22 protein-coding genes are annotated in these 22,221 nt (G+C 50.9%); 12 read left to right on the forward strand and 10 right to left on the reverse strand.

Features of this window, described 5'->3' with window-relative positions; all coding sequences use genetic code 11:
* Positions 1 to 28 precede the first annotated feature (28 nt).
* The 3 genes from mazG (at position 29) to UM181_15270 (ending at position 3,495) form a co-directional block, all read left to right on the forward strand.
* Positions 29 to 856, forward strand: coding sequence for a nucleoside triphosphate pyrophosphohydrolase (mazG, locus tag UM181_15260; protein ID WQC62655.1), 828 nt, complete (start codon positions 29 to 31; stop codon positions 854 to 856).
* A 208-nt stretch (positions 857 to 1,064) separates the two neighbouring features.
* Positions 1,065 to 2,006 (forward strand): nucleoside hydrolase, encoded by a 942-nt coding sequence (locus tag UM181_15265; protein WQC62656.1) that lies wholly within the window; start codon positions 1,065 to 1,067, stop codon positions 2,004 to 2,006.
* Positions 2,007 to 2,070: 64 nt separating this feature from the next.
* Positions 2,071 to 3,495, forward strand: a complete 1,425-nt coding sequence (locus UM181_15270) for a YdiU family protein (GenBank protein ID WQC62657.1) — start codon at positions 2,071 to 2,073, stop codon at positions 3,493 to 3,495.
* 39 nt (positions 3,496 to 3,534) lie between these two features.
* On the opposite strand, the gene UM181_15275 is transcribed toward UM181_15270, so the two are convergent.
* From UM181_15275 to UM181_15285, 3 genes are all read right to left on the reverse strand, one after another.
* Complete coding sequence (locus tag UM181_15275; GenBank protein ID WQC62658.1) at positions 3,535 to 4,413, reverse strand: DMT family transporter; 879 nt, start codon at positions 4,411 to 4,413, stop codon at positions 3,535 to 3,537.
* Between the two features lie 75 nt (positions 4,414 to 4,488).
* Positions 4,489 to 5,790, reverse strand: a complete 1,302-nt coding sequence (locus tag UM181_15280; GenBank protein ID WQC62659.1) for a DEAD/DEAH box helicase — start codon at positions 5,788 to 5,790, stop codon at positions 4,489 to 4,491.
* Positions 5,791 to 5,920: 130 nt separating this feature from the next.
* The gene (locus UM181_15285) at positions 5,921 to 6,043 is read right to left on the reverse strand and encodes a hypothetical protein (protein ID WQC62660.1); all 123 of its coding nucleotides are present in this window, start codon (positions 6,041 to 6,043) and stop codon (positions 5,921 to 5,923) included.
* A gap of 122 nt (positions 6,044 to 6,165) precedes the next feature.
* Here UM181_15285 and UM181_15290 point away from each other — a divergent pair, with 122 nt between their 5' ends.
* The 3 genes from UM181_15290 to eno all read left to right on the forward strand — a co-directional run bounded on the left by UM181_15290 (position 6,166) and on the right by eno (position 8,980).
* A complete protein-coding gene (locus UM181_15290) occupies positions 6,166 to 6,582 on the forward strand; it encodes a Fur family transcriptional regulator (GenBank protein ID WQC62661.1) in 417 nt (138 codons plus the stop codon).
* A gap of 95 nt (positions 6,583 to 6,677) precedes the next feature.
* Positions 6,678 to 7,547 carry a DMT family transporter gene (locus UM181_15295; protein ID WQC62662.1) on the forward strand — a complete coding sequence of 290 codons (870 nt, stop codon included), beginning with the start codon at positions 6,678 to 6,680 and terminating at the stop codon, positions 7,545 to 7,547.
* 155 nt (positions 7,548 to 7,702) lie between these two features.
* Positions 7,703 to 8,980: a phosphopyruvate hydratase gene (gene eno, locus UM181_15300; GenBank protein ID WQC62663.1), complete on the forward strand. Its 1,278-nt coding sequence runs from the start codon at positions 7,703 to 7,705 to the stop codon at positions 8,978 to 8,980.
* 34 nt (positions 8,981 to 9,014) lie between these two features.
* Here eno and UM181_15305 read toward each other — a convergent pair whose 3' ends face one another.
* On the reverse strand, positions 9,015 to 9,575 hold the full coding sequence (locus tag UM181_15305) for a PIN domain-containing protein (GenBank protein WQC62664.1): 561 nt from the start codon (positions 9,573 to 9,575) through the stop codon (positions 9,015 to 9,017).
* Complete coding sequence (locus UM181_15310) at positions 9,572 to 10,768, reverse strand: class I SAM-dependent rRNA methyltransferase (protein WQC62665.1); 1,197 nt, start codon at positions 10,766 to 10,768, stop codon at positions 9,572 to 9,574. Before UM181_15310 ends, UM181_15305 begins: the two co-directional genes overlap by 4 nt.
* A 127-nt stretch (positions 10,769 to 10,895) precedes the next feature.
* On the opposite strand from UM181_15310, the gene edd reads away from it, so the two are divergent.
* Together edd and eda are read left to right on the forward strand one after the other, a co-directional pair.
* Entirely contained in the window at positions 10,896 to 12,701 is a 1,806-nt protein-coding gene (gene edd / locus UM181_15315; GenBank protein WQC62666.1) for a phosphogluconate dehydratase, read from the forward strand.
* 20 nt (positions 12,702 to 12,721) lie between these two features.
* The gene (eda, locus tag UM181_15320; GenBank protein WQC62667.1) at positions 12,722 to 13,360 is read left to right on the forward strand and encodes a bifunctional 4-hydroxy-2-oxoglutarate aldolase/2-dehydro-3-deoxy-phosphogluconate aldolase; all 639 of its coding nucleotides are present in this window, start codon (positions 12,722 to 12,724) and stop codon (positions 13,358 to 13,360) included.
* A gap of 76 nt (positions 13,361 to 13,436) precedes the next feature.
* Here the strand turns inward: eda and UM181_15325 are convergent, their stop codons facing one another.
* Complete coding sequence (locus UM181_15325) at positions 13,437 to 13,715, reverse strand: hypothetical protein (GenBank protein ID WQC62668.1); 279 nt, start codon at positions 13,713 to 13,715, stop codon at positions 13,437 to 13,439.
* Positions 13,705 to 16,491, reverse strand: coding sequence for a glutamine-synthetase adenylyltransferase (locus UM181_15330; protein ID WQC62669.1), 2,787 nt, complete (start codon positions 16,489 to 16,491; stop codon positions 13,705 to 13,707). Before UM181_15330 ends, UM181_15325 begins: the two co-directional genes overlap by 11 nt.
* Before the next feature lie 112 nt (positions 16,492 to 16,603).
* On the opposite strand from UM181_15330, the gene UM181_15335 reads away from it, so the two are divergent.
* The 3 genes from UM181_15335 to UM181_15345 all read left to right on the forward strand — a co-directional run bounded on the left by UM181_15335 (position 16,604) and on the right by UM181_15345 (position 18,230).
* Positions 16,604 to 17,419, forward strand: coding sequence for an arginyltransferase (locus UM181_15335; protein WQC62670.1), 816 nt, complete (start codon positions 16,604 to 16,606; stop codon positions 17,417 to 17,419).
* Positions 17,420 to 17,495: 76 nt separating this feature from the next.
* Complete coding sequence (locus UM181_15340) at positions 17,496 to 17,858, forward strand: SUF system Fe-S cluster assembly protein (GenBank protein ID WQC62671.1); 363 nt, start codon at positions 17,496 to 17,498, stop codon at positions 17,856 to 17,858.
* Positions 17,859 to 17,879: 21 nt separating this feature from the next.
* A complete protein-coding gene (locus tag UM181_15345; GenBank protein WQC62672.1) occupies positions 17,880 to 18,230 on the forward strand; it encodes an iron-sulfur cluster assembly accessory protein in 351 nt (116 codons plus the stop codon).
* Here UM181_15345 and UM181_15350 read toward each other — a convergent pair whose 3' ends face one another.
* Positions 18,231 to 19,136: a 2-oxoglutarate and iron-dependent oxygenase domain-containing protein gene (locus UM181_15350; GenBank protein WQC62673.1), complete on the reverse strand. Its 906-nt coding sequence runs from the start codon at positions 19,134 to 19,136 to the stop codon at positions 18,231 to 18,233.
* Between the two features lie 149 nt (positions 19,137 to 19,285).
* Between UM181_15350 and tpiA the strand changes: the two genes are divergently transcribed.
* The gene (tpiA, locus tag UM181_15355) at positions 19,286 to 20,026 is read left to right on the forward strand and encodes a triose-phosphate isomerase (protein WQC62674.1); all 741 of its coding nucleotides are present in this window, start codon (positions 19,286 to 19,288) and stop codon (positions 20,024 to 20,026) included.
* A 65-nt stretch (positions 20,027 to 20,091) separates the two neighbouring features.
* On the opposite strand, the gene UM181_15360 is transcribed toward tpiA, so the two are convergent.
* Positions 20,092 to 21,468 (reverse strand): TRAP transporter large permease, encoded by a 1,377-nt coding sequence (locus tag UM181_15360; protein WQC62675.1) that lies wholly within the window; start codon positions 21,466 to 21,468, stop codon positions 20,092 to 20,094.
* A 3-nt stretch (positions 21,469 to 21,471) separates the two neighbouring features.
* Entirely contained in the window at positions 21,472 to 22,155 is a 684-nt protein-coding gene (locus tag UM181_15365) for a TRAP transporter small permease (GenBank protein ID WQC62676.1), read from the reverse strand.
* Positions 22,156 to 22,221: the final 66 nt, after the last annotated feature.

Raw genomic sequence — 22,221 nt, forward strand, 5'->3', positions numbered from 1 at the left:
ATCAGATAGTAAGAATGAAAGGCACGCAATGGGCTTTGATAAAAATATTATTTCTGATCCCACAGGGGGTATGCCGCGGCTTTTGGAAATCATGCGCGCGCTGCGCGATCCAAAAACCGGATGCCCGTGGGATATTGAGCAAAGCTTTGAAAGCATCGCCCCTTACACGGTGGAAGAGGCCTATGAAGTGGCAGATGCAATTGCCCGCAAAGATTGGGATGATTTGCGAGATGAGTTGGGCGATTTATTGCTCCAGGCGGTCTATCACGCGCAAATCGCTGAAGAAGAAAAATTGTTTAACTTTGATGATATCGCTAATGGGATCAGCGATAAAATGCTACGCAGGCATCCGCATGTGTTCGCTGATGAAAGCCGCGATAAATCCAGCGTAGAACAAACGCAAGATTGGGAAAAGCTGAAAGCGGCCGAGCGGCTCAGCAAAGCCAAATCAGGCGCTTTAGACGATGTGGCCTTGGCGTTGCCCGCATTAATGCGGGCGGTTAAATTGCAAAAACGCGCCGCGCGGGTGGGGTTTGACTGGCCCGAAATTGGGCATGTTTTGGAAAAAATAAAAGAAGAAGCGGCCGAGTTGGTTGAGGCACAGAGCACGTCAGATCAGGCCCATATGGCGGAAGAATATGGCGATTTATTATTCGTAATGGTAAATTTAGGGCGGCATTTAAATATTGATCCCGAAGACGCGCTGCGCCAAGCAAACGCGAAATTCACCCGCCGTTTCAGGCATATTGAAAATGAACTAAACAAATTAGGAAAGACGCCACAAAGCAGCAGCCTGACCGAAATGGACGCGTTTTGGGAAGAGGCGAAAGCACAAGAAAAAAGCAACAAAGCCTAAGCCTAAGCCTAAGCCTAATGAGCGCTGATAGCGCCCCGAACCCAATTGACTGCAACAAACGGATATGTCCGGCCGCTGTTGTGAACGCGGCAACCGGTCGGGTGTAATTTAACCTTTCGCGCTGTCAAGCTCTGACACCCTGTAGCATTCCGCCTTGCCCTTAAAGCCAACACCAGTCTATCTTGATAAGCCAACAATTGGAAAAATTATGACAAAGCGTAAAATCATTATTGATACCGATCCTGGTCAAGACGATGCAGTGGCCATTTTGGTGGCCTTGGGCAGCCCGGATGAGCTTGATGTTCTTGGTATTACGGCGGTTGCAGGCAACGTGCCGTTAGAGTTAACGCAGAAAAATGCGCGGATCGTTTGCGAATTGGCCAATCGACCCGATATGCTGGTCTTTGCAGGCTGTGATCGCCCGCTCGGGCGGCAATTGGTCACCGCTGAGCATGTCCATGGAAAAACCGGTTTGGATGGCCCAAGTTTGGCCGATCCAAAAATGCCGATTCAGGATGACCACGCGGTTGATTTTATCATCAAATCACTGCGCGAGGCGCCGTCTAATACCATCACCCTCTGCCCGTTGGGACCTCTAACCAATATTGCCACTGCGTTTCAAAAGGCGCCTGATATCATTCCAAGGGTGCAGGAAATTGTGCTTATGGGCGGGGCCTATTTTGAGGTTGGCAATATAACACCAACTGCAGAATTTAACATTTATGTTGATCCAGAAGCCGCTGATATTGTGTTTAAATCAGGCGCGCCCATTGTAGTGTTGCCGCTTGATGTGACGCATAAGGCATTGGTTACTAATGATCGCAATGATGCGTTTCGCAACTTAAACACGCCGGCCGGCAGAGCGGTGGCGGATATGACAGATTTTTTTGAACGGTTTGACAAAGAGAAATATGGCAGCGCTGGCGCGCCGTTGCACGATCCATGCGTAACCGCCTATTTGCTGCGCCCTCAGCTGTTCTCGGGCCGTCACATCAATGTGATGATTGAAACCCAATCTGAATTGACCCGCGGGATGACAGTGGCTGATTGGTGGCGGGTAAGCGAAAGGCCCGCAAACGCCACATTTATAGGTGATTTAGACGCGGATGGTTTTTTTGAGTTAATTACAGAGCGTATTGGACGCTTATAGCGGCGCGGTTTCGGCAACAGTCTTTAAAGACATACTTTATGATACAACCCAAAGGCCAAATTTTATGAACACCCCGGTTCAAATTCCATTTGACAACAGCTTTGCACAGCTGCCTGCAGGATTTTACACAAAGCTGCCTGCAACGCCCGTAAAAGCCCCCAAGCTGATTGCTTATAATCAAGGCTTGGCCAAAGACCTTGGTATAACAGGTGGCTCAGAAAGCGCTTTGGCAGAGATTTTTTCTGGCAATCAAACACCAGCCGGGGCCGAGCCGCTGGCGCAGCTTTATTCTGGGCATCAATTTGGCCAATACAACCCCCAATTGGGCGATGGGCGTGCCTTATTGCTGGGCGAAGCACTCTGTCCAGATGGGGCGCGGTTTGACATCCAATTGAAAGGCGCCGGTCCAACGCCTTATTCGCGCAATGGCGATGGGCGTTCTTGGCTGGGCCCTGTTTTGAGAGAATATGTGGTTTCAGAAGCCATGCATGCTTTGGGCGTTCCAACAACCCGCGCCTTGGCTGCTGTTGAAACGGGCCAGCCTGTTCTGCGCGAAACCGTTTATCCTGGAGGCATTTTAACCCGCGTGGCCAAAAGCCATCTGCGCGTAGGAACCTTTCAAGTGTTTGCAGCCCGCCGGGACATAACCGCCTTACAAACCTTGTTTGAATATACTGTAGAGCGGCATTTTCCACAGGCTCAAAGCCCAGAAGCGCTTTTGACCGCCGTGATCGATCTGCAGGCGCGTTTGATAGCCAAATGGATGAGCTTGGGCTTCATACACGGTGTGATGAATACGGATAATTGCCAGATTGCGGGGGAAACGATTGATTACGGCCCCTGCGCTTTTATGGATATATATCATCCCGACCAAGTGTTTTCCTCTATCGATCGCACTGGGCGCTATGCCTATAGCAACCAGCCCAACATCATCGTTTGGAATATGGCGCAATTTGCAACAGCTCTTATTCCCTTGATGCCCGATTCAGAGGCGGCCATCGAACGCTTCACGCAAAATGTTCACGCCATGCCCGATTTGATAAATACGTATTGGCTTCGTGAGTTTGGCGCCAAAATCGGATTAAAAACGCCCCAAGCCAAAGATTTTGACCTCATCAGCGCGCTATTGACGCTTATGGCAGAGGGCCAGGCAGATTTCACCAACACTTTTCATGCGCTGTCCGACGGCAAGCCTGAAAATGAATTTACAGATCCACACCCCTTTGAAGACTGGCATCGACTATGGCAAATGCGTTTGAAAAGTGAGGCAGATCCGCATTTGCTGATGCAGTCAAAAAATCCCACACTTATTCCACGCAACCACAGGATAGAGCATATGATCACTGCGGCCGTTACGGGGGATTACACGCAATTTCACCGCTTGACCGCTGCATTGTCTTCCCCCTTCACCGCCTCTGATGCGTTTGAAGACCTCAGACAGCCACCAGAGGCACATGAGAAAGTAACCGCAACTTTTTGTGGTACATAGGAAAATCAATAAACCGCTTACATGGTGGTGGCGGGAATTTTACCTGCGATTGACCAATACCAAACCGATGGTGACCAAGCCAAGAGATAAAATCACCGTCGCATTCAAAGCCTCGCCCAGCACAATCCACCCAAAAACCACGCTGAACACCGGCGATAAAAAGCTAAAAGATGCCACGGATGACGCTTTATAAACCTTAATCAGCCAAAACCAGAAGGCAAAAGCAAAGCCCGCGATTGCAATGATCTGAAAGCTCAAGCCCAAAACATGAACCAGCTCAGGTTGCCGCAGGCTGGGCCCGAAAAAAGGCGCAAGCATCAAAAGAACCGGCGCCGATATTAACAGCTGGATGAACAATTGAGCCTCTGGCTTCTCGTCTGACAGGGCGGTTAATCGCACGCAGAGCGCCAGGCTCGCCCAGCCAAACGCACCGGCCAAAGCCAGAAGATCCCCCCATATACGCGTATCTGTCGCGGCTTCGTGATCCGCCAAAACCCAAATTACGCCGGCCATAGCAACCAGCAGTCCGGCGCTGCGTTGCAAGGTAAGGCGTTCGTTCGGCAACAGAAAATGCGCGCCGATCGCAAGCCATAAGGGCATCGAATAAAATAAAATACTGGCCCGCGCCACGCTGGTAAAATCTAACGCCAAAAATAGGCAGAAAAATTCGAAGGAAAACAGCAATCCCAGGCCAAGGCCCGGAAGAAGAACGCGCCGCGTCAGACAGATGGGAATGCCGCGCCATCGCATCCATACCCAAACGAGCAATAACCCGCCCAAAGAACGAATGCCGGCTGCAAAAACAGGCTGAAACCCTTGATTTGTTACCTTGATGACGATTTGATTAAACGCAAGTAGCAGCGACAAGCCCACCAAAAACACGATGCCTTGTGCATCAACGCCTTTTTTAGCCAACATCTTTTAGCACCAATACCGTTTTCTGCCTTGCTGGCCTGCCGCGCAAATTTCGTTCATCTCTGCAGCTGGCAAGGGTCAAGCTGCAGAGCGCGCAGCTTTTGATTTACGGCGTTGACGCGCGCGTTGGGCCCCCGTTGTGCTCGGCTTTGCAGAATGCCCCCCCTGCGGGTTAGATCCTGAGGGTTTGCGACGACGATTTCCGTTTGGACGGGCACCATTTTTCTTTCCTGCTGGAATTTCAATGTCTTCCCAGGGGCGGCCTGAGCCAATAGGAATGCGCAGCGCCATCAGCTTTTGGATTGCCTTTAATGCATCCATTTCATCCGGCGCGCAAAACGCAACGGCTTGCCCCTCAGCGCCGGCGCGCGCCGTGCGGCCTATGCGATGCACATAATTTTCCGGAACGTCGGGCAAATCATAATTGTAAACGAACCGCACATCGGGAATATCAAGCCCGCGCGCCGCAACATCCGTGGCCACCAAGACCTTGATAACCCCCTCGCGAAAGTCGCGAATGGCGCGATCCCGTTGCGATTGAGATTTATTCCCATGCACAGAACCTGCCGAAAAGCCGCTCTTGTGCAGCGTTTTGAGCATTTTTTCCGCGCCATGCTTGGTGCGCGAAAATACCAGTGCCAAGTCGCCTTCATGTGTTTTCAAACGTTCGATCAAAAGGTTCATCTTCTCGGCTTTCGCCACATAATGCACAGATTGATCAATTTTATCTGCCGCTTTACCCGGCGGTGATACTTCAACTCTTACGGGCGATTGTAGGTAACTCGCGGCCAATTCATTCATTTGCTTGGGCATCGTTGCCGAAAACAACATCGTTTGGCGCTGTTTCGGGAGAAGGCCAGCGATTTTTCGCAGGCTATGAATAAAGCCTAAATCCAACATTTGATCTGCTTCATCCAAAACCAAAAAACGGGTATCGCTGAGGGAAAGCGCTTGCCGGTCAAGTAAATCAATCAACCGGCCTGGGGTGGCGACGATAATATCCGAGCCACGCGCCGCGCGGGCGATTTGGGGCCGAATTGATACGCCTCCGACCACTAAGCCAATCTTAATGGGGGAATTAACCACCAAAAGCTTTATCGAATCGCTGATTTGCTTTGCCAATTCGCGCGTGGGCGCTAAAATCAACCCGCGCACCATTTTGGAGTCGGGTCGCCCCGTCATCTCGGATAATTGCGCCACCAATGGCGCACCAAAAGCGAAGGTTTTCCCAGTTCCCGTTTGCGCCAGCCCCAAAACATCCTTGCCGTTCAGCGCATGCGGTATCGCGTGCGATTGGATGGGCGTTGGTTCGTGAATACCCGCAGCTGTTAATTGTGCCACCAAACCTTTGGGCAGACCCATTTCTTCAAATAACGTCACTCTGTTCCTTTTCTGGCGTAAGGTCTTGCCCAACGCCCTAACCTCAAAACCCACGCGGCGCATCACAACGCTGCAGGCCTGTTCACAGACAAGCAACCCCGCTCAGAATGAGAAGAGGTTCTTCATCTTGTTATGCGCCCACGCGTGATTTTGGGAACGGTGCAATCTTCAAATTCGTCTTTTCGCCATTTATCTTTTTGTGATAACGGCCGGCAATCTGCTCACGCGACAGGAAGGTTTGCTGGCGCTGCATGCACCTATTCTCTGCATAAAGTCAACCCTTACCCATGAGCAGGTCAAGTAGCAAAATTAATCTAGGCTTTGCAGGTTGAAAAAAATAATTTAAAGCCCTGCCTAACGAAGAAAGGACGTGTCATGTCAGACAGTATAATGGACCGCTGTGAAGCCATAGCGCTGCGCATGACTGGCCAGAGGCGCATTATAGCGGGCGTATTGGAAGAGTCTGATGATCATCCCGACGTAGAAGAATTATACGCGCGCGCTTCGGCTTTAGATGCAGGAATTTCGATTGCAACCGTCTATCGCACTGTCAAACTTTTTGAAGAAGCCGGCATTCTTGAGCGCGTTGAATTCGGCGATGGGCGCGCACGCTATGAAGATGCAGAGCGCGATCATCACGATCATCTGATCGATTTAAACAGCGGAAAAGTAATCGAATTTTTAGATCCAGAAATAGAAGCCCTGCAGGAAAAAATTGCGCAGAGACTGGGCTATCGCTTGAAGGGCCATAAATTAGAGCTGTATGGCGTGCCGATTTCAAAACCAGAATAACCCCGCCATTGACATCTCACTCGGCATCAATGACTGCTTAGCGTCATATGCGGCACGTTCAGCTTGCCGGGCCCATTTCATAGATCGAGCATTTAATGGACAACCTTCGCGCAATCATATTCATGTGCTTGGCTATGGCAGGCTTTGCGCTTGAAGATTTCATCATTAAAATCATCGCAGAAGAGACCCCTATCTCTCAGATCTTGATAACGATCGGCTGCTTGGGAACGGTTTTATTTTCGTTCATTGCCTTGGCCGTTAAAGCGCCGATTTTTAGCGCGGATATTTTAACCTTTCCAGTTATTTTCCGAAGCATCGCGGATCTTTTTGGCGCTTTGTTTTTTGTCACGGCCATCGCGCTTACACCTTTGGCAACCGCGTCTTCCATCTTACAAGCAACACCGTTGGTGGTGACGCTGGGCGCGGCGGTGTTTTTGAAAGAACGGGTTGGATGGCGGCGCTGGACTGCGTCTTTGGTCGGATTTGCAGGGGTTTTGCTCATCTTGCGGCCAGGAATGGCGGGGTTTCAACCAGAATCGCTTTTCGCCGTGCTGGGCGTTCTTTGCTTATCTGCAAGAGATTTGGCAACGCGGGTCATGCGCGCACAGCTCTCCTCAGTTACGGTATCAATCTATGCTTTCGTCGCCACAGCTTGCGCAGGTGTGATTGCGTTGCCATTCACGGGCCCTTTCACGCCCCTGCAGGACGTGAACTGGTTTTTATTTGCAGGCGCCGTTCTGATCGGATGCTTTGCATATTTCACGCTGATTTCAGCCACGCGCATCGGCGATGCCTCAGTGGTTTCGCCATTTCGCTATTCCCGCCTTATTTTTGCGCTTGCTTTGGCGATGGGATTTCTTGGCGAACGACCTGATTCAACAACCTTCATCGGTGCGGCTATCATTTTAACCTCCGGAATATATATATTTTGGCGAGAGCGGGTTTTGGACCGCAAAACTGGCTAACCAGCGCATCTAAGCATAAATTCCGCACAAATTTCATTGCCGGATTACGGCTCAGTTAGCGCAGCGCGCCTTAAACCGAGATCTAATGCATTCACTTTCCAACCCGAAGCTGCTAAGCGCCCTTTCGATACTATTAAGAAAGAAAGCACCCAAGCATGAGCCTGATCCTAGATATATTTGCCCGCGAAATTCTTGACAGCAGAGGCAATCCAACAGTTGAAGTCGATGTTCTGTTAGAAGATGGATCAAGCGGGCGCGCCGCCGTGCCCTCTGGCGCCTCAACCGGCGCACATGAAGCGGTTGAAAAGCGCGATGGCGATACAGCGCGCTATATGGGCAAGGGTGTTTTACAAGCGGTCGATGCTGTCAACGGTGAAATCGCAGATATGTTGGTTGGATTTGACGCGCTTGACCAGCAGGCGATTGACACAGCGATGATCGAATTGGATGGAACTGCCAACAAATCACGCTTGGGAGCAAACGCAATTTTGGGCGTGTCCTTGGCGGTGGCGAAAGCCGCTGCAGATTTCAGCAATCTGCCATTATACCGTTACGTTGGCGGCACCGCCGCCCGAATTCTTCCCGTGCCCATGATGAACATAATCAATGGCGGGGAACATGCTGATAACCCCATTGATATTCAAGAATTCATGATTATGCCGGTTGCCGCCACTTCGATCCGTGAAGCCGTGCGCATGGGCTCAGAAATTTTCCACACATTGAAAAAAGAGCTTACCAAAGCCGGGCTTTCCACCGGGATCGGGGATGAGGGCGGCTTTGCCCCAAACCTAAGCTCAACCCGCGATGCATTGGACTTTATCTTGCAGGCTATTGAGAAGGCAGGATATAAGGCCAGAGAGGATGTTTATTTAGCGCTAGATTGCGCGGCGACTGAATATTTTCAGGATGGCAAATACCACATGAAGGGGGAAGGGGTAAGTCTTAGCTCGGAAGAAAATGTGGCGTATTTAACGGCGCTTGTGAATGACTATCCGATCATCTCGATCGAAGACGGAATGGCTGAGGATGATTGGGCAGGGTGGAATGCGTTAACAGCGGCTCTGGGTGCCCGTATACAGCTGGTGGGGGATGATCTTTTTGTAACCAATCCCAATCGCTTGGCTGATGGTATTCGTCAAAAAAGCGCCAATTCAATGTTGGTGAAGGTCAATCAAATCGGCAGCCTGTCAGAGACCTTAAAAGCGGTGGATATGGCCCATCGCGCCGGATTTACGAACGTTATGTCGCACCGCTCAGGCGAAACAGAAGACACAACGATCGCTGATCTGGCCGTTGCCACGAATTGCGGTCAGATAAAAACCGGTTCTTTGGCCCGCTCAGACCGCTTGGCAAAATACAACCAATTGATCCGTATCGAAGAAGAATTGGGAGATATTGCCGAATATGCCGGGCATTCTATCCTGCGCGGTTGATTTGGACAGGTCCGAGCGTTCGATCACGCTCGGATCACGTTTCTTTGCTGACCTGTGAGCCGAGCGCCTTTGCAAGCTTTGGCAATCTGGCCTTTTTCAGCAAAGGACGGATCGTCCATTCTTGCCCGGAAAGCAGATTTGCAGTGCTCAAAACCCGCTCGGCTAACGCCTCAACGGCGGATGGCTCGGCGGTAAACGCCGCGTAAAGCAGCGCATCTGGATCGCGGCGATCCACCCCTTCTTCGCCCAAAATGTGACGCGGGAAATCTTTTTTATTCAGCGTCACGATCAAATCGGCAGATCCTGAAATAGCCGCCGCCAAAACATGGCAATCGGCGCGATCGGGCAACCAAAGGCGCGCCTCTAATGAGCTGGGCCATACGACACAGGCCTCAGGCCACGCAGCACGCAGAAGCGCGATTTCGCTGGCCGCTTGGGCAGGTCCAGTCGGGCCAAGTTTCGTGGCAGCGCGCTGCCATTCTTCCAAAATACGCTCAGACCAGATCGGCGTCCAAGCCATCGACGCCGCAACCCCCAAAAGCATCTCCCGCATAACGGTTGGAAACAAGACGCATGTATCCAATACAATTTTCATAGGCGATAAAACAAGGCTTTCAAATAACCGCTTTCCGCCAATTGAGGGTGCAAGGGATGATCCGCACCGGCAAATCCAGTGTGAACCAATTGTGCCGCGCGCCCCGCACGGCCAATACCGCGATTGCAGGCAGTTCTGAATTTTACCAGATCAGCCGCGTGCGAGCAGGAGCACAGAACCAAAAAGCCCCCCTCCTCTACCAAATGAGCCGCCAGCCGCGCCACTTTTTCATACGCCCGCAACCCTGCCTCTAATGCGGGCTTGGACGAGGCAAAAGCCGGTGGATCACAAATAACCAACCCAAATTTTTCGCCAGCTCCTGCCAGCGCTGATAATTGCGCAAAAGCATCGCCTTTTTGAATTTCAAATTTATCGACCACGCCGCTTGTAACAGCCCCTTGCATGGCAAGTTCCAGCGCCGCCTCAGACCCATCAACCGCCAACGATGATTGGGCGCCTGCCGCAAGCGCGGCCAATGAAAAACCACCAACATGGCTGAACACATCCAGCACTTTGCGCCCCTTCGCCAAACTGGCAGCAAACGCGTGGTTTGGACGTTGATCAAAATAAAGACCGGTTTTTTGACCACTTATCAAATCAGCCTTGTAAACCGCTCCGTTCATCGGCACGTCAACTGTTGTTTCGGGCCGCTCACCGATTAAAACATCACTTTGCGAGTCTAATCCTTCAAGCGCCCGACTGCGACCACCGGCATTTTTAAGAACGCTGGTAATTCCCTCGATTTCAAGCAAAGCCTGGCTCAAAGCGGTAAGCCGCATCTCGGCCCAAGCGGCGTTGGGCTGCACCACTGCAAGACTGCCAAAACGATCGATAACCACGCCCGGCATCCCATCGGCTTCGGCATGTACCAAACGGTAAAACGGTTGCTCAAATAGCACCTCGCGTAACTGTAGAGCCGCGGTGAGCCGCTTTGAGAACCAGATTTGATCGATCTCTGCCTCAATATTGCGATCCAAAATGCGCACAGCAATTTTAGATTCAGGGTTTATTCCCCCTAAACCTATCGGGCGGCGCTCGGAATCTTCCACAATCACCACACTGCCAGCGGGAAGCTTTTTGCTGCGCCGGTCAAGCACCAGCTCATTATTGTAAATCCAAGGAAACCCTTGGCGGATGGCTTGCGCGGCGGCGTTTGGCCGCAAACGCACGGTTGGATAAATATTCTGTGTCATGCTTTGGCTTCTAGGGGATGCGCGCGAAAAGAGAAAGTTCTTTTGCAGTGGCATTTCCGCCCTTGCGTCTGTTTTTCGTTTCATGATAATGCAGTTTTGTTAGCGCTAACAGTAAAGTGTCAAAGCCATGCACATGCACCCCATTATATCCGAAGTTACCAAAAAAATTATTGACCGGTCAAAACCGGACCGGGATTCTTATCTTTCAAGAATGCAAGAAGCCCGTGGCAAAGGACCACAACGGGCACATCTGTCTTGCGGAAATCAGGCGCATGCCTACGCCGCGGCGCAACAAGATCAAAGCACTTTGGCCACTCAAGCAGGTCCGAATATCGGCATTATCACTGCCTATAATGATATGCTTTCGGCGCATCAGCCATATGAAACCTTTCCACGCTTCATTCGCGACGTGGCGCGTGAAAATGGGGGCACGGCGCAGGTTGCTGGCGGCGTACCGGCCATGTGTGATGGGGTAACGCAGGGCCAGCCCGGGATGGAGCTCTCTTTGTTTTCACGCGATGTCATTGCATTGGCTGCCGGCATTGGCCTGTCTCATAATACATTTGACGCAGCGATTTATCTGGGTGTCTGCGATAAAATTGTACCGGGCTTGATCATAGCAGCTGCGACTTTTGGTCATTTACCGAGCATCTTTTTACCCGCAGGCCCCATGGTTTCTGGGATTCCAAATGATGAAAAAGCAAAAATTCGACAACAATTTGCCACTGGAGAGGTTGACCGCAGCGCCTTGATGAAGGCTGAAATGGCCAGTTACCACGGGCCGGGCACCTGCACATTTTACGGAACTGCAAACTCGAACCAAATGCTTATGGAGTTTATGGGCTTGCATTTGCCGGGCGCGTCTTTCATCAACCCCAACACGCCGCTGCGCGATGCGTTAACGGCCTATGGCACCCGCCAAGTGATGCGCTGCAGCGCGCTGGGCGGTTCATATACCCCCACCTGTGACATTCTAAGCGAAAAAGCATTCGTGAATGGTATTGTAGGCTTAATGGCCACAGGCGGCTCTACGAACCTTGTGCTGCACCTTCCCGCCATGGCGCGCGCAGCAGGAATACATCTTACAATTGAAGATTTTGATGCGATTTCCGCGATCACGCCTTTGCTGGCGAAGGTGTATCCCAACGGTTTGGCCGATGTGAACCATTTTCACGCGGCGGGCGGGCTAAGCTTTATGATCGGTGAGTTATTGAATGCCGGCCTGCTCCATGAGGATGTCACCACCATCATGGGCAAAGGCCTTAGCCAATATCGCCAAGAGCCCAAACTATCAGGCGCAGATATCGAATTCCGCGCTGTTTCAGGAAACAGCGAGAATGAAAAAATTCTTCGCCCCGTGAAAACACCGTTTCAACCCAGTGGTGGCCTAAAAAAATTAGACGGAAATTTGGGCAGCGCGATGATTAAAATATCGGCCGTAGCCCAAGAGCGGCATATTATCGAAGCCCCCGCACGTATTTTTGAAACACAAGCAGCAGTAAAAGAGGCGTTCCAAAACAACAGCATCACCAGTGATACAATCTTAGTTGTGCGTTTTCAGGGCCCGCAGGCCAATGGAATGCCAGAACTTCACGGGTTGACGCCAATTTTAGCCGTGCTTCAAGATCGCGGATTGCGCGTAGCCCTGGTTACGGATGGGCGCATGTCGGGCGCCTCTGGCAAGGTACCCTCTGCAATCCATCTCAGCCCTGAAGCCGCCGTTGGAGGGCCCATTTCAAAACTGCGTGATGGTGATATGATCCGGCTAGATGCCAGCAGCGGTGCGCTTATGGTGCTGGATTCCGATTTTGGAAACCGACCCGTTCAAACCGCCGATTTGTCAGGAAATCATCAAGGAACAGGGCGCGAGTTGTTTGACATGTTCCGCAATAATGTGGGTTTGGCAACCGCCGGCGCAGGCATTGTAGTATAACAAAAAATTAGGAGGCGGTTTTGACCCCAAGCACAGCCAGTAAAATCACGTCAGACATCTGTAAAATGGCACCGGTTATGCCGGTATTGGTTGTAGAAGATGTTGCCGTGGCGCGCCCGTTAGCCGAAGCTTTAATTGCCGGTGGCTTATCCGTGCTCGAAGTCACGTTAAGAACCCCAGCAGCGCTTGACGTGATTAAAGAAATGGCAAACGTGCCCGGCGCCACCGTCGGAGCTGGAACATTGCTCAGCCCGAAAGATGTTACCGCCGCCCTCCAAGCTGGGGCCAAATTTGGCGTGACCCCAGGTACAACGGATCGGTTGCTTGAGGCTTGTGAAGCAGAAGACCTACCCCTGTTGCCAGGAGCGGCCACCGCAAGCGAAGTTTTAAGTTTGCTTGAACGTGGATATACGGTGCAAAAATTCTTCCCTGCTGAAGCAAATGGCGGCCCCAGCGCCCTGAAAGCAATAGGCGCGCCTTTGCCAGAAGCGATGTTTTGCCCAACTGGCGGTGTAACCCCACAAAATGCAATGAGTTATCTGAGTTTGAAAAACACGCTTTGCGTTGGCGGCAGCTGGGTTGCGCCGAAAGCGCTGATCGAGGCGGGTAAATGGGATGATATCGAAGCCTTAGCGCGGGCGGCTTGTCATCTCGTATAAAGCTGCATCATCTGTGATCCTAAACGCGTACATTTAATATTTTGCAGATTTTGGATCAAACAGGCCCAATGCATATTTATAGAGGTCTTTCGGCCGCACGCCTGCGCCAGCCGCCGCGGCGACGCGGCGGTTCCGCCGTTTGAAGACCCAGCCTTAAAGTTTCCGTCATTGGATGTGTTTGGCTGAAGCTCTCATATTTATCCAGAAGCTGCTTTAAGATATCCCGCATATCCTCTTGGCTTGGGATCGTCAGCGCCCAATCCAAAAAAATGCTACGGCATTCTGCGGCGCTTATATCTTGGATATTATACGCCTCACGGATCAGGGCTTTTGGGTCTAGCGCATCACCTTTCATGATCACTCTCCTGTAAAACCGGTAGAACCTGCGTTAAAATCTCATCAACCACTTGTCTATGATGTTTTATCTGGCTTTGTAAATCTTCAAAATCTTTTGTTCCAGAAACGCGGAATAAAAGCGCCGAGTCACGGCTGCCCATCGCGGTAGGGTTCAGAATGTCATCCGATAAAAATTTTGACACCAAACGGCAAGGAAACAAAAATTTATATGCTGCAATTAAGCGTACCAAATCAGCTGCATTAACAATGCCAAGGCGCTGCAAATTGGTCAGTCCGCTCTGCGTATCGCGCTGCATCGAGGCCTCCAAAAGCAACCCAAGATGTGACAGCAATTCAATATCAAGCAACCGCCCTCTGCCGCGCTTAAAATGCCAACTCGATTTGTCTGCCCAAGCACTAAGCAAGCGCGCGCGCATTTTCGACAGACCGCGCAAACACTTATCTGGATCCGCCTGCCGCAGCGTGGCCAACCGAAACGCCTCGAAATCAGAGCACAAACTGTCGCATCCCGTCACCGGTCGCGCTTGCGTGAGAGCCAAATGTTCCCAAACCCAAGCTTGCTTTTGTTGATAGGCTTTAAACGCGGGCCATGAGGTGGCAACAGGCCCTTGATTGCCCGAAGGGCGCAATCGCATATCTACGTTATAAAGCCGACCCTCTGCCATGGGCGCCGTTAACGCAGTGATGACAGATTGCGTTAAGCGCGCATAATAACTGCGTGATTGTAAAGATTTAGGCCCGATAGAGGCCTCCTGCCCTGCATCATCATAAAGAAGAATCACATCAAGATCTGAATTTGAATGCAACCGCTGCGCGCCCAAAGACCCCATCGCAATCAAAGCCGCCCCACGCCCCGGAGGGGGGCCATATTTGCGCGAAAATTCGGCACAAACCTCTGGCCATAAGGCAGCTAATGCTGCCTCGGCCAAATCTGCATATTCTTGGGCTGTTTGCTCAACGGATGTCAGGTCGCGCAGTAAATGAACGCCAATGCGAAAATGCCATTCCTTCACCCATCTACGCGTCATATCCAACTTGGTTTCATAGTCTTCTGTCGTTTGCAGCAGCTTCGAGAGGTCTTGCGTTAATGTTTCAGACCCGGGCCAAGCATCCCAAAAAGAGCCGCCGATCACCGCATCAAAGACTTGAGCATTACGCGCCAAATATTCGGCCAAATGATCCGAGGTACCCACAATATCGACCAACAGATCAATCAATTGAGGGTTGGCTTCAAACAAAGAAAACAGTTGCACCCCCGCAGGAAGACCGCTCAAAAACCGATCAAAAGCCAGCACAGCCTCTTTTGTCTTATCCGTTTGCTTAAGCCGCTTTAGAATTTCCGGCTGCAACCGCATAAATATCGTATAGGCCCTTTCCGAGCGCAGCGCCGGATAGGTTGGCCATTTGTCCAATATTTCTGAAAACTCAGGCGCCTCAATTGGTACATCGCTTGAGGCAGGCCCAAAAAAATCTTCGGTTATTTGATGAACCGATGTCAGCCGCGCAAATATTTCGGATTTCAACGCGTCTGCGCTTCGTGACATCAAGGCCGCTAAGCGTTGAAATTCCACTTCCGATGCGGGCAAACTATGCGTTTGAGCATCATTAATCATTTGCAAGCGATGCTCGAGCACCCGATGCGCCTGATAATGCTCTGTAAGCTGTTCTTTGGTTAAGGGATCAATCCAACCTTTTTGACAGAGCGCTGCAAGGCTTTGCTGCGTTCCACGCAACCTCAGATCAGGATCCCGTCCGCCCGCAATCAATTGCCTCGTTTGCGTAAAAAATTCAATTTCGCGAATTCCGCCCCGACCAAGTTTAATATTGTGCTTGGGCAGCGTAATCGCCCCCATTACGTCGGTTTTACGTCGGATTTGTAGGCGAATATTATGCGCATCTTCAATCGCCGCAAAGTCTAAATATTTCCGCCATACAAACGGCTCCATTTTCTGGAGGAACCGCGCACCAGCTTTCAAATCCCCGGCGATCACCCGCGCTTTGATGAAGGCACTGCGCTCCCACGTGCGCCCGCGGCTTTCATAATAATGCTCAGCAGCCTCGACCCCCATACAAACTGGTGTCACAGACGGGTCTGGCCGCAAACGCAAATCGGTTCGAAACACGTAGCCCTCAGCCGTGATATCGTTCAAAAGTGCCACCATATTCTTGGTTGCGCGAATAAAGCCGGCGCGGGCCTCGAAAACATCCACCGAGGCAAAATAGCTTTCATCGAAAAAGCAAGTCAGGTCGATATCAGAGGAATAATTAAGCTCATTTGCACCAAGCTTTCCCATAGCCAAAACGAACATACCCAAGCCTGCCGGATCCGTCTCGGGCTTGCGCGTGGGGATCTTTCCACGCTGCAACTGAACTTTAAGCGCATGGTTTAAACTAATTTGACAGGCAAGATCGGCAAATTTGCTTAGCGCCTCGGTAACCTCTTCAAGCGCCCATACGCCCGCCAAATCGCATAAAGCAGTCCAAAGCGCGACACGCCTTTTGGCGCGTCTCAGCGCGCTCATCAGGTCGCTACCGGCTGTCGCTTTCAAATTCGAAAACTCAACCTTTAACGCGGCGTCGGGCTGCGCAAATGCGCCCCGCAGCCACTGATGCTCTTTTTCAATCAACCCCTTCAAATAGGGGCTTGAGCCTGCAACCGCGGCCACAAAATCTTGAATTTCTTCTCCATCCGCCGCAAAGAACTGACGCGCTTCATGCCCGTGATCCGCAGAAAATGGCCTTGGAATGTTGTGCATCAAATGAGAAAAGTGCATACCAGCAAACTGCGCCTTGTTACCGATTAGGTCAATGGTAAGCTTAACCATAAAACCAAAAGCTTAGACGCGGATCATTGATCATGCTCGGATAAGTTGCTAAACAGAAGATATGCGCCATACGTTGCCTATTGCCCCGCAGTTTTATGTGACTGCACAGCAACCCTGCCCCTATTTGGAAGGGCGGCAGGAACGCAAGCTGTTCACCTCTTTGCAGGGGGATGATGCGCAGCGGTTGAATGACAAATTATCGCATCAAGGGTTTCGACGATCTCAAAACGTTCTATATCGCCCATCTTGCACCGAATGCACCGCCTGTTTATCGGCGCGCATTGACGTTCAAAAGTTTGAACTGAGCAAAAGCCAAAAGCGCGTGATTAATCGCAACAAGACCCTAAAACGTGAAGTGAATTCGCCTTGGGCAACAGAAGATCAATATGAATTGTTCCGCAAATATCTGGGCGCGCGCCATGCCCGCGGCGGCATGGCCGATATGGATGTTTTTGAATTTGCGGCAATGATCGAGGAAACCCCCATTCGTACGCGGGTTGCCGAATATACATTGGGGCAAGATTTGATTGCCGTCTCCCTCACCGATCTGATCGATGACGGATTGAGCATGGTCTATTCGTTTTATGATCCCAGCTATACAAGAAGTTCGATTGGGACCTATCTCATTTTGGATCATATTGCCTTGGCCAAAGAGGCGGATATTCCTTATGTCTATCTGGGCTATTGGGTGCCCGGAAGCCCGAAAATGGGATATAAAGCGCGCTTTTCTGGCCTTGAAATTTATCTTAATAAAACCTGGACCCCGCTGGGGGATCCCGGCTCCTTCTCAGCCGATCTTCATCCTTTGAATTCCGAGCCAATCGCTGAACAAGTGGCCAGCATCGCGCTGCCCGATAGCAAACCGGTGGGGCCGTAATAAATCAGATGTGCGGGCCTAGACCTTCAGCCATGTATATCCTATATGTTTAGTCAGGAAATAAACGGAAGATTTAATGACTGACGTATCGCCCCCTATGGAAGGCACGCCTTTGATCGCCCCTTCAAGCACAGATCACCCGCTATATGATGGGGTTGTTGAAGCCTGTAAAACCGTTTTTGACCCTGAAATACCAGTGAATATTTACGACCTTGGGCTGATATACACCGTGGATATTGACGCAGAGAATGCGGTTAAAATCAAGATGTCCTTAACTGCGCCTGGATGCCCCGTTGCGGGTGAGATGCCTGGATGGGTTGCCGAGGCGGTCGAGCCTATGGCGGGTGTGAAAGAAGTGGATGTTGAAATTGTCTGGGAACCTCCTTGGGGTATGGATATGATGAGCGATGAAGCCAGGTTAGAACTTGGGTTTATGTAACCCGTAATTAGGACGGAAAAAATGTTCTCAATGCCGGGAAAACAAGCTGTCACTTTGACGCAAAAGGCGGTGCAGCAAATCAACGCCTTGATGGATCAAAATGGCCATTATGGGTTGCGCTTGGGCGTTAAAAAGGGCGGCTGCGCGGGCATGGAATACACGCTAGACTACGTTGACGAAGTGACCCAACACGACGAGGTGATCGAACAAGACGGCGCGCGGGTGTTGATCGCACCAATGGCACAGATGTTTCTGTTTGGGACTGAAATCGATTATGAAGTCTCCCTATTGGAGGCTGGTTTTAAGTTCAACAACCCCAACGTCACCGAAGCTTGCGGTTGCGGCGAATCGATTAAATTCGCAGATATGTAATCAACCCTTTTTGAGATGCCGATAGGTTTCGCTAAAGCGTTTTTGCAAGTGCTCACCCGCTAGAATGGGTTGGCATACGCCCTCTGGCGCAACATTTGTATCATGGTTGGGATTGAAAAATAGCGGAATGGATAACCGCTCCTGCGGACCTCCGCGCACCCGGTGCAAGGTTGCTTTAACTTCCCCCCCAGTCCAAAACTCAAGCATTTCACCGAAGTTTATAATAAATTCGCCAGGGGGCACTTGCACGGCTTGCCATCCGCCATCGGGCAGGTGCACCTCTAAGCCTTGCTGACCATCAGTGGCCAAAAATGTCAGACATCCATAATCGGTATGCTCTGCGATTCCAAAATCTTTATCCCCGCTATCCAAAGGCCTTTTTGGATAGAAATTTCCTCGAAGCAGCGCCATAGGTTTGTTAAATTTATCGTTAAAAAATGCAGGGTCACGCCCATTCCCCGCCGCAATAGCTTGCAAAATAATCAGGGATATAGCGCGCGCACGTTCAAAATACGCCATAATATCAACATCAAACATTGCAGGGTTTTTCGGCCATTGATTTGGGGCATAAACGCCAAGCGCGCACAACCTATCGCTTTCAGCAAGCGCTATCCCACAATCAAATACTTCTTTATAATCAGGGTTGGCATCAGCGCTGACTTGCTCTGCCCCCGGCGCGCCCCAACCACGGTTTGCGCCAGTAACCGCCATATTAACCGCCTGTTTTTCGGCATTGGGGCCTTTGAAAAAAGCTTTATAAACGTCAAGCAGTCGCAAAACATCTTCGCGGCTGATCCCCGTATTATATACGGTTAAAAACCCCACCTCTTTCGCAGCCGCTTTTAACGCATGCAAGGCCGCCCGGTCCTGCCGCTTTAAATCCAAAAAATCCAGTCGAGGAACCATACGCCTTTCCAAACCAGTTTACGATTAGCGCCAGCGTGCCCGACCAAAAAATGTCCGCAGCGCTCTTTACAGGCGTGGCTTCCTTGAAGGCCCGCCGGTTGCTGTTTAAGATAGCTGAAACAGAGTCACAAGATTGAAAAGAGAACCGGATGATCAAAAAAATGGCCGCGGGCAATTGGAAAATGAATGGAGTGCTGGACAGCCTAAAGGAAATTGAACGCCTTCAGGCAGCGCATTCAAATTCCAAGATCGATATTGTGATTTGTCCCCCGGCTCCGCTGCTTTTGCCAGCAAGAAAGAAAGCGCCTGATCTTTTGATTGGCGGACAAGATTGCCATCAAGAGGTCTCTGGGGCGCATACTGGCGATGTTTCTGCGAGCCTATTGAAAGACGTTGGCGCTGCAGCAGTAATTATTGGCCATTCAGAACGCCGCCAGGCGCATGCTGAAAGCAGCACTTTGATTAAAGAAAAAGCAACCGCTGCCCTCAATGCAGGTTTAACCGCGATTATTTGTATCGGAGAAACGCTTGAGCAGCGTCAGGCAGAAGAAACGCTGCCAGTTTTGAAAGACCAGCTCGAAAAATCGCTTCCAGAAACGGCCACAGCGCAAAACACCGTGGTGGCTTATGAACCTGTCTGGGCGATTGGCACTGGGCTAGTGGCGGAACCGGCGCAAATTGGTGAAGCTCATCGCTTTTGTCGCGCCCAAATCACCAAACAACTGGGCGCGAAGGCAGCCAACATGCGTTTACTCTATGGCGGCTCGGTTAAAGCTGCAAACGCCGCCGAGATTTTTAAGATTGATTGTGTAGATGGTGCTTTGGTAGGTGGAGCCAGTTTGCGCTTTGAAGATTTCTCACCAATTATCGAAGCTTTGGAAACGGCTTAACCAAAACTTATATTTGGCTTGTTAACAATCTAGCCGCGCCATTTGTTAACAGGCGCGGCTTTGCTTTATTTTGTTATAAGCTCGGGGCCCATGAAGGTGTTTGGCAACCAGGTCGACAAAACCGGCACATAAGTCACCAAAATCAAAAAGACAAACAACACCGCAAGAAAAGGCAAGGCGGCTTTCACCACCCGCATCATGGGCATACCGGCGACACCAGAGGTCACAAACAGGTTTAAGCCCACCGGCGGTGTAATCATGCCAATTTCCATATTTACAACCATGATGATGCCCAAATGAATTGGATCTATCCCCAATTCCATTGCGATTGGAAAAACCAATGGCGCAACGATCACGATTAGGCCAGAGGGCTCCATAAACTGGCCGCCAATCAGCAAAATCACATTGACCACAACCAGAAACATGATCGGCCCAAACCCTGCAGACAGCATGCTGCTGGCAATTTGTTGGGGAATTTGTTCATCCGTCAACACATGTTTCAAGATCAAAGCATTGGCGATGATAAACATTAAGGTAATGGTTAACTTACCCGCTTGAAACAAGGCATCGCGCGTATCGCGATGCACAAAAGCGGTGAGCAACGCCTGCGGCTTGCGCCAAATAGGTATATTGGGCTGCCCCTCTGGCGTCGCCAAGGGCCCCATATCGCGATAGATAAAGGTGGCAACCAAAAACGCGTATACCGCAGCCACTGCCGCCGCCTCGGTGGGCGTGAAAATACCGCCATAAATACCGCCAAGAATAATAACGATCAAAAATAAACCCCAAATCGCATCAAGCCCCGAAGCGAACACTTCTTGCCAACCCAGCCATTCACCCTTTGGCAGGTTTCGGATTTTAGCGATCACATAAATCGTAACCATCAGCATGGTTCCGGCCAGCAGCCCTGGGATCACGCCTGCAAGGAACATCCGCCCCACCGAGACATCGGTCGCAGAGGCATAAACAACCATAACGATTGACGGTGGGATCAATATTCCCAAAGTCCCCGCATTCGCGATCACGCCCGCGGCGAAATCTTTGGAATAGCCAACCTGCCGCATCCCAGCGATCACAATTGTTCCTATCGCAACAACCGTTGCAGGCGAAGATCCAGAGAGCGCTGCGAAGAGCATACAGGCAAAAACGCCCGCGATCGCGAGGCCTCCTGGGAAATGCCCGACAATTGCGATTGAAAACCGGATGATACGCTTCGCAACGCCACCCGTCGACATAAAGGAGGACGCAAGAATAAAGAACGGAATTGCCAAAAGCGTATAATGACCAGCCATCGCTTGGAAAAATGTTTGCGCGATTGACGCCAGCGAGGTGTCACTGAGCACCAATAAGAAGGTTATCGAGGACAGGCCAAGCGCGACAGCGATGGGCGTGCCAATCAGTAACATCGCAACGATCATAAAAAAGAGAGCGGCAACTTCCATGGCCTATTCCTCTTTCGCCGCGTGCTTAAGATCTTCCACTTCTTGTTCAACCTCATGGCTGACGATCAAGCCGCGCGATTCCCCACGCGACAGGGCCAGCCCAACTTCAACGAACCTATATAGCAACAAAGCCGCCCCTACCGGCAGCATCGCATAGGGAATGAAGCGGGGAAGTTTCTCATAGGTCTCGCCTTCGTTCATCAGCGGCTCGATCCAACGTAAAAATTCGGGGAAAGGAATATCAATCACCTCATACCAAGCTCGATAAGAGGTGCGCCGCATATCTTCAAACCCCGTGGGAAACCACCGACCCGTGGTTTGTGGTAAATTTGCAAAGTTAGCCCAATAATCCCATGCGCCTTTCAACAACAAAGCGGCGTAAATCACGCAGAAGGCAACTGACGCGAACACAAAAAGCCTACGCAACCGCCCCGAGGTGATGTTAAGCAACGCATCCACGCCCAAATGCGCAGAGGTTTTCACCGCATAGCTGACGCCGAACAAAATCAACCAAGCAAATAAAAACGTGACCAGCTCTAAGCCCCAAATCAAACCCGTGTTGAACCCATAGCGCAGCACAACGTTGATAAACGTTACAACCACCATCGCAGCCAACAGAAACGCAATCACCGTTTCTTCTAATTCATCAATAAATCTGCGGGCAATATGCTTTTCTAGTTCGGCCATGAGACTGCTCTTTAATTATTCTGGCGCGGAATTTCTGGCCCAATTGATTGTGGGCCAGATCTTTTT

The sequence above is a fragment of the Alphaproteobacteria bacterium US3C007 genome, from assembly GCA_034423775.1.
GTDB classification, from domain to species: Bacteria; Pseudomonadota; Alphaproteobacteria; order Rhodobacterales; family Rhodobacteraceae; genus Thalassovivens; species Thalassovivens spotae.